Genomic DNA, 3,939 nt, shown 5'->3' with positions numbered 1-3,939 from the left:
GCCGCCCCAGCACCCCCACCAGTCCCCGCAGCAGCCCTACGGCCAGCCCCCGCAGCCGCCCCAGGGACCCCCGCAGCCCTACGGCCAGCCCGCGCCGTCGGGCCAGCCCAATCCCTCGGCGCAGCCGAGCCAGCAGCATTACCAGCCGCAGACGCCGCCCCCGCCGCCCGCGGTCGCGCCCCCCGTGCCGCAGACCGTCGGCAGCCCGGGCCAGGTCCCGCAGGCGCCGTACGCGACCCGCGTCGAACCGGGCCGCGACATGCCGATGGCCGGGCAGTCCCCGATCCGCCGGAACATGGACGACACCGCCGAGCTGCCCGCGTTCCTCGACTCCGCGCGCAGCGACGAGGGCCCGCTCGACGAGACCCGCAACGCCGAGGTCAAGCCGCTCAAGCGGAAGTTCCCGCTGACGACCGGCTTCACCGCGCTCCTGCGCCACCGGTACGCCCTGTCGGTCCTGGTCCGCCGCGACCTCGCCGTCAAGTACCAGGCCACCGTCATGGGCTACGTCTGGTCGCTCATCGAGCCGCTGGGCCTGACCCTCATCTACTGGTTCGTGTTCGACCTCGTCTTCGGCGGCGGCCGCTCGATGCCGAACGACCCGGGTACGCCGCAGGCCGGCTACCTCGTCTTCATCGTCTCCGGCATCTTCGCCTACCAGTGGTTCTCCTCCGCGGTCGGCGAAGGCCAGAAGGCCCTCGGCGGGCAGGCCAGCCTCATCACGGTCATGAAGGTCCCCCGAGAGGTCTTCCCCGTCTCGAAGGTCTTCGCGCGCTTCGCCGAGTACGTGGTCGGCTTCCCGATCCTCATCGGCGTCGCGCTCCTGGACGGCGGCACGTTCGGCCTCAACCTGCTCTGGCTGTTCCCGGCGATCCTGGTGCAGGCCATGCTCACCACCGGCATGGTGTTCGTGCTCGCCGCCGCCAACGTCCTCTACAAGGACGTCTCGCGGTTCATGCCGCTGGTCATGCGCGTCCTGTTCTATGGCTCCGCGATCATCTACCCGGTCAGCAAGGTCGCCGACGCGGACACGATGAAGGAGCACCCGTGGCTGTTCGACGTGTTCTCGTCGAACCCCCTGGTCGGCATCTTCTCGATGCACCGCGGCGCCTTCATCCCCGAACTCGCCCCGAACATGTACCAGGTCGGCGTCGCCGTCGGATTCTCCGTCTTCCTGCTGTTCTTCGGGCGCTGGATCTTCTACCGCCTCGAACCGCGCGTCCTCAAGGCGCTCTAGCGCACACTGAGCACATTCACGGCTCGCAAGCGTCGCCGTGTCGGCCCCGACCCGCAGGTCGGGGCCGTTTTGTTTCCCCCGCGTCCGCGCCCCGTTCACCGCCGCGCCTCCTGACTCGTGGACACTGTCCCGATGCCTTCGACGGGGCCTCTGACGACCTCCGCTCCCCATGCCCGCACCGACACCCTGCTGCTCCCGCGCGTCAGCGCCGCGCTTGCGCCCGACCGCTGGACCCCGATGGGCTTCCGCCCCGACATCCAGGGCCTGCGCGCGGTCGCCGTCGGCCTGGTCCTGTTCTCCCACGCCGGGTTTCCGCACTCCGAAGGCGGCTACGTCGGCGTCGACGTCTTCTTCGTCCTCTCGGGCTTCCTCATCACCTCGCTCCTGGTCAAGGAGGTCTTCGACACCGGGAAGATCTCGATCGCCGGGTTCTACGCCCGCCGCGCCCGGCGGATCCTGCCCGCCGCCAGTGCCGTCACGATCGCGACCGCCTTGGGCGCGTGGCTGTTCTTCCCCGTCACCCGCCTCGACGCGGTCCTCCAGGACGCGTTCGCGGTCATCGTCTACGTCGTCAACTACCGCTTCGTCGCCGAGCAGACCGAGTACCTGAACGCCGACCAGATGCCCTCGCCGTTCCAGCAGTTCTGGTCCCTCGCGGTCGAGGAGCAGTTCTACGTCGTGTGGCCGCTGCTCCTGCTCGTGCTGCTCCTGTGCACCGGACGCAGGCCCCGCCGCCTCGTGACGGCCGCGATCGTCGCCTCCGTCCTGGTCTTCGCCGCGACCCTCGTCCTGTCGGTCCTGGTCACCGCGCAGTCGCAGCCGACCGCCTACTACGCGGCCCACACCCGCGCCTGGGAGCTCGCGGGCGGCGCGCTCCTGGCCCTGGCCCTCCCGGCGCTCAAAAAGACCCCGCGCCCCCTCGCCTGGGTCCTCGGCCTCGGCGGCCTGGCCGCGATCCTGTTGTCGGGCTTCATGTTCACCGACGAGACGGCCTTCCCCGGATACGCCGCCCTCGCCCCGGTCCTCGGCACGATGGCCGTCATCGCGGCCGGTTCGGGCCCGAGCCCGGGCCCCGTCTCCGCGCTCCTGGGCACCGCCCCGTTCCAGTTCTTCGGCCGCATCTCCTACAGCCTCTATCTCTGGCACTGGCCGATCCTCATCCTCGCCCCGCTCGCGCTCGGCGTCGACCCCACGCTCCGCCTCAACCTGATCCTCCTCGTCACCACCGTCGCGGTCGCCCAGCTCAGCTACGCGTACATCGAAGAGCCCGTGCGCAACTGGCGCCCCCTCAAGCGCTCCGACGGCGCCGGCCTGCTCCTCGGCTTCGCCGCCTCGGTCGCCGGCGCGGCCGTCGTCCTCGCCCTCGTCCAGGGCTTCCCGAAGGTCCCCGACGGCACCGAACCGGTCGATCTGACGCAGGTCGAGGCGGTCGAGGAGTTCTCGGCCCTGGAGCAGCGCCTGCGCGACGGCCTCGCGGTCGAGTCCGTCCCGGACGACCTGTCGCCGCCGCTCGCGGGATCCGACTCGGACCGGCCCGAGACCTACGGCGACGACTGCCACCTGGACTTCGAGGTGGTCGCGCTGCCCAGCGGCTGCTCCTACGGCGACACGGCCTCCGACATCGAGGTGATGCTCGTGGGCGACTCCCATGCGGCGCAGTGGTTCCCGGCCCTCGACGTCCTCGCCGACCGCAACGGCTGGGAGCTGATCAGCCGCACCAAGAGCTCCTGCACGCCCGTGTCGGTGCACGTCGACAGCACCATGCACGAGGGCGAGTACACCGAGTGCTGGGACTGGAAGCAGGAGGTCTTCGCCGAGATCGACGCCCTCGAACCGGAACTGGTCGTCTACGGGACCTCCGACAAGACCGGCGTCACGGGCCTCGAAGGCGAGGCCGCCGCCGAGGCGTGGAACGCGGGGTGGACGCAGACGCTCCTGGCCTCGACGTCGGCCCAGAACGTCGCGGTCCTCACCGACACTCCCTGGGCCACCGGCGAAGCCGCCCCCGAGTGCCTGGCGCTGCACCTGGATGCGGTGCGGCAGTGCGTGAGCGAGGACCCGTACGCGGTCACGTACGTCGACCGCCGCGCGGCGGGCCTGGAGGCCCAGGAGGTCTGGGGCGCGCACATCGTCGACACCGAGCCGTGGTTCTGCGTCGACGGGCGGTGCCCGCTCATCGTGGACGGCATGGCGGTCTACCGCGACGGCCACCACGTGAGCACCCCGTACATCGCGTCCCTCGTCGTGCTCCTCGGCGAAGCCCTCCCGAACCTCCGATAGCGTTGCAAGGGCGTCATTTCGGGCGCGTCCTCCGTGTGCGGCACCGCACGGCGGGACCGCCGTCGGTACGATGTGAGGAAGGCCCGCAACCAGTTGCGTGTCCGGATAGTCGGATTGGTCACCGCCGAGTCCGCGAGTGAGCCGGATGCGCCTAGTATGGGGCGACCCCGCCCCCCGGCATTCCTAGACGGAGACTCTCGGACCATGACCTCGCCCCAGCCCCCGCGGCCCCAGACCAGAGCCGCTGCCGGGGGCGGCGTCAACGAGGAGACCCTCCACCTGCCGACCACCACGCCCGGTGCGGCCTCGGGCCCGGCGGGCCAGACGCAGCGCACCGCGCCCAGCCCGTACCCGGTCCGGCCCCCGTTCCGCGCCCCCGCGCCGCCGCCTCCCACGGCCCCGGTCGCGCCCGGTGGGCCGAT

General features: G+C 71.3%; 2 protein-coding genes and 1 pseudogene. All 3 read left to right on the top strand.

From position 1 onward, the window contains the following. Positions 1-1,237: ABC transporter permease (locus tag DI269_RS13455; protein ID WP_232822738.1), on the top strand; the 1,237-nt coding region annotated here is incomplete at its 5' end. A 132-nt stretch (positions 1,238-1,369) separates the two neighbouring features. Beyond that, positions 1,370-3,517, top strand: a complete 2,148-nt coding sequence (locus DI269_RS13450) for an acyltransferase family protein (protein ID WP_112136669.1) — start codon at positions 1,370-1,372, stop codon at positions 3,515-3,517. A gap of 204 nt (positions 3,518-3,721) precedes the next feature. Next, positions 3,722-3,939 (top strand): annotated as a pseudogene (locus DI269_RS13445) (hypothetical protein); the annotation flags it as partial.

Source organism: Glycomyces dulcitolivorans, assembly GCF_003265355.1.
Taxonomy (GTDB): Bacteria; Actinomycetota; Actinomycetes; order Mycobacteriales; family Micromonosporaceae; genus Glycomyces; species Glycomyces dulcitolivorans.
The sequence above is the reverse complement of the archived record's forward strand: the minus strand, read 5'-3'. Positions and strand labels throughout refer to the sequence as shown.

Coding starts and splice junctions, on each gene's coding strand:
- DI269_RS13450 (WP_112136669.1), top strand. CDS start 1,370: ATGCCTTCGACGGGGCCTCTGACGACCTCCGCTCCCCATGCCCGCACC.